The following is a 3,511-nucleotide window of genomic DNA, read 5'->3' as shown; positions in this document are numbered from 1 at the left end:
TTGCGCGACAGCTGCGCCTGCTCGATGCCGGTGGCGACCACCGAGACGCGGATGATGCCGTCGAGGCTCTCGTCGAAGGTGGCGCCAACGATGATGTTGGCGTCCTGATCGACTTCCTCGCGGATGCGGGTGGCGGCTTCGTCGACTTCGAACAGCGTCAGGTCCTTGCCGCCGGTGATCGAGATCAAGAGGCCGCGGGCGCCCTTCATCGAGGAATCGTCGATCAGCGGATTGGCGATCGCGGCTTCGGCGGCGGTCAGCGCGCGCTTCTCACCGGTGGCCTCGCCGGTGCCCATCATCGCCTTGCCCATCTCGCTCATCACGGCGCGGACGTCGGCGAAGTCGAGGTTGATCAGGCCTTCCTTGACCATCAGGTCGGTGATGCAGGCGACGCCCGAATACAGCACTTGGTCGGCCATCGCGAACGCGTCGGCGAAGGTGGTCTTCTCGTTGGCCACCCGGAACAGGTTCTGGTTCGGGATGATCAGCAGGGTGTCGACGACTTTATGCAGCTCGGTGATGCCGGTCTCGGCGGTGCGCATCCGGCGCGCGCCTTCGAAGTGGAACGGCTTGGTCACCACACCGACGGTCAGTATACCCATCTCGCGCGCGGCCTTGGCGATCACCGGCGCGGCGCCGGTGCCGGTGCCGCCGCCCATGCCGGCGGTGACGAAAACCATGTTCGCGCCCGAGAGGTGGTCGCGGATTTCGTCGATGACTTCCTGCGCGGCGGCCGAGCCGACGTCCGGCTGCGAGCCGGCGCCGAGACCCTGGGTGACCTGGGTGCCCATCTGGATCAGCCGCTGGGCCTTCGACATCGTCAACGCCTGCGCGTCGGTGTTGGCGACCACAAAGTCCACGCCATCCAGTCCGGCCGTGATCATGTTGTTGACCGCGTTGCCGCCGGCGCCACCGACGCCGAACACGGTGATCCGGGGCCGCAGCTCGCGAATATCCGGGACATTGAGATTGATGGTCATGGTTGCCTCTCGATTACGCGCGCGTTGGTTCGTGAAGTCCCCGGCAAATGGCCTGGGCAATCTGTGAAAGCGGAAGGGGGCGGAAAAGAGTCATCAGAAGCCCTCGCGCAGCCAGCGGCCGACTTTGCCGAAGTAACCGGCATGGGCGTCGGCCCGGATGTGGCGGGTGTGGCGAGGTTCGATGTGCTCGAGGTGAGCGAACTGCGGATAGACCAGAAGGCCAGTCGGCACCGCGAACGAGCCGCTCTTGGCTTCGTTCGGCAGACGGCCGACGCCGAGCGGACGGCCGACCCGGACCGAGCGGCCGAGAATCCGCGTGGCGAGCTCGGGCACGCCGGTGAGCTGCGACGCACCGCCGCTCAGCACCACACGCGCCCGGGGCTCTGCCGCAAACGGCGACTCCGCCAGCCGGTCCCTGACCATCTCAAAAATCTCCTCGGCCCGATGCCGGATGATGTTCGCGATCGTGGCGCGGGAGATCACTTGCGGGCTATCCCGCTCGTCCCCGGCGGCCGGGATCGACATCAACTCGCGCGCATCGGAACCGCCAGTTAGCACCGTGCCATATAACGTCTTGATTCGCTCGGCATCCGCAATGCACGCACCGAGTCCGCGGGCGAGATCCATCGTGATGTGATGCCCGCCGACCGCAAATCCGCTGGCATGGACGAAGCGACCGCCGGAATAGATCGCGATCGTCGTGGTACCAGCCCCCATTTCGATCAGCGCGGCGCCGAGATCGACCTCGTCGTCGGTCAGCATCGACAGCCCGGCGACATACGGGCTCGCCGCCATCGCTTCGACGTTGAGGTGGCAGCGCTCGACCGCGAGCATCAGGTTCTTGGCGACGGTGGCGTCGGTGGTGACGACGTTCATGTCGACGCCGAACTGGCGCGCCACCATGCCGCGCGGATCGCGAATGCCTTTTACGCCGTCGAGCGTGTAGCCGACCGGCAGCGCGTGCAGCACAGCACGACCGATGCCGGTGGCGTGGTGCATGCCGGTCGAGGTGACGCGGCTGATGTCTTCGGCGGTGACGGCACCGCCCTTGATGTCGGAGGTCGCTTCGATCAGCTGGCCCTGCAGCCGGCCGGCGGAGACCGACAGCAGCACCGACTCCACCCGCACCTTGGCCATGCGTTCGGCCAGCGCCACGGCGTGGCGGATCGCCTTCTCGCATTCGGCCATGTCGACCACCGCGCCGGCCTTGACGCCGCGCGACTGGATCTGGCTGTAGCCGACGAGTTCGATCGAATGGGTGCGGCCGCGCAGCGCCTCTTGCGGCGGGCACGGCTTCAGCCGCGCGATCATGCAGGCGATCTTGCTGGTGCCGATATCGAGCGACGCCACCATCGCGGTGCGATGCGGCGCAATCGGCCGTGTCTTCGGCGTCTGGGTACGATCGAAGACGGTCACGCGTCACCAGCCTTCTTTTTGGACTTCTTGTCCTTGCTGAACAGCTCTTCGCGCGCCTTGAAGGCGGCGTCCGACAGCCGCACCGTCAGACGGTCCGGCAGCCGCATATCGATCGCGGTGATGTCGCGCGAGAACAGCTTGTCGTCCTGATCGAGCTGGCTGAGCATCGTCAGCGCGTTGCCGACGTCGTGCTCCGGCATGCGAATGACGAGACCGCTGGTGAGCCAGACGTTCCAGCGCCGCTCGCCGACCAGGGCGACGGCGCGGGTCTGCGACCACACCTGCGGATAGCGCTTCAACAGCGCGATGAAATCCTTGGCTCGTTCGCCGGCGCCCTTCCCGACCACCAGCGGCAGCGACAGGAAGCGGCGCGCCACATATGGCTCGAGCACCGCGCCATCATCGGCGATCACCGACATATGGCCGTCGAGCTGCCAGCGCGCGAACGCAGTGCGCTCGACGATGTCGATCTGCAATTCGCCCGGATAGAACTTCAGCACGGTGGCGTCGGCGATCCACGGGTTCGCCTTCAGCTTGTCGCGCACTGCGGCGGCATCGAGAAACAGCAGCGACGACCGGCCGGTGATGCCACCGATCGCCAGGATCTCGTCCTGGGTGAGCTGCTTGCGGCCGGCGATCGCGACCTGCTTGATGCGGAAGCCGGCGAGATTGGCGGCGCCGTTGCGGGTGTCGTCCAGCGCCTGAACGAACTCGTCGACATGACCGCCCTTGACGATGCCCATACCGGCGCTGCCGAGCAGGATCAGCGCGGTGAAGGCGACGCCGACGCGGCGCGGCAGCCAGCGCTCCAGCACGGCGATCACACCGCGCGACGGCTCGGGACGCACCAAACGCTGCGGCCGCGCCTGCTTCTTGCGCGAACGGCGTTCGCGCAGCAGCGCAGCCACCGCGTGGGCGACCGCCTTCAGGTCAGACTGAAGCCTCGACAGTCTTGACGACCGGGCGAGGCGCCCTCCACCGTCCATTGCAAAAGCTCGTTACACGTTGCGCCCGCGCCTACTCCGGGCAATGGCGCAGGTGACGTCTCGGTGGTTCCGGACCCGCCCTGCGGGCCGGACCGTCTGCCAGAAATGCAAACCGAAACGGATAAAGAG

At 66.7% G+C, this 3,511-nt stretch carries 3 protein-coding genes; all 3 read right to left on the bottom strand.

What is annotated here, in order from left to right; all coding sequences use genetic code 11:
* Positions 1-980: cell division protein FtsZ (ftsZ, locus tag DYI24_RS23380; RefSeq protein ID WP_164574031.1), on the bottom strand; the 980-nt coding region annotated here is incomplete at its 3' end.
* A gap of 93 nt (positions 981-1,073) precedes the next feature.
* On the bottom strand, positions 1,074-2,396 hold the full coding sequence (gene ftsA / locus DYI24_RS23375) for a cell division protein FtsA (protein ID WP_107345301.1): 1,323 nt from the start codon (positions 2,394-2,396) through the stop codon (positions 1,074-1,076).
* Entirely contained in the window at positions 2,393-3,382 is a 990-nt protein-coding gene (locus tag DYI24_RS23370; RefSeq protein WP_107345302.1) for a cell division protein FtsQ/DivIB, read from the bottom strand. Before DYI24_RS23370 ends, ftsA begins: the two co-directional genes overlap by 4 nt.
* Positions 3,383-3,511: the final 129 nt, after the last annotated feature.

It is taken from the genome of Rhodopseudomonas sp. BR0C11 (assembly GCF_010820945.1).
Lineage (GTDB): Bacteria > Pseudomonadota > Alphaproteobacteria > Rhizobiales > Xanthobacteraceae > Rhodopseudomonas > Rhodopseudomonas palustris_H.
This window is presented reverse-complemented; position numbering and strand designations above follow the sequence as displayed.

Coding starts and splice junctions, on each gene's coding strand:
- DYI24_RS23370 (WP_107345302.1), bottom strand. CDS start 3,382: ATGGACGGTGGAGGGCGCCTCGCCCGGTCGTCAAGACTGTCGAGGCTT.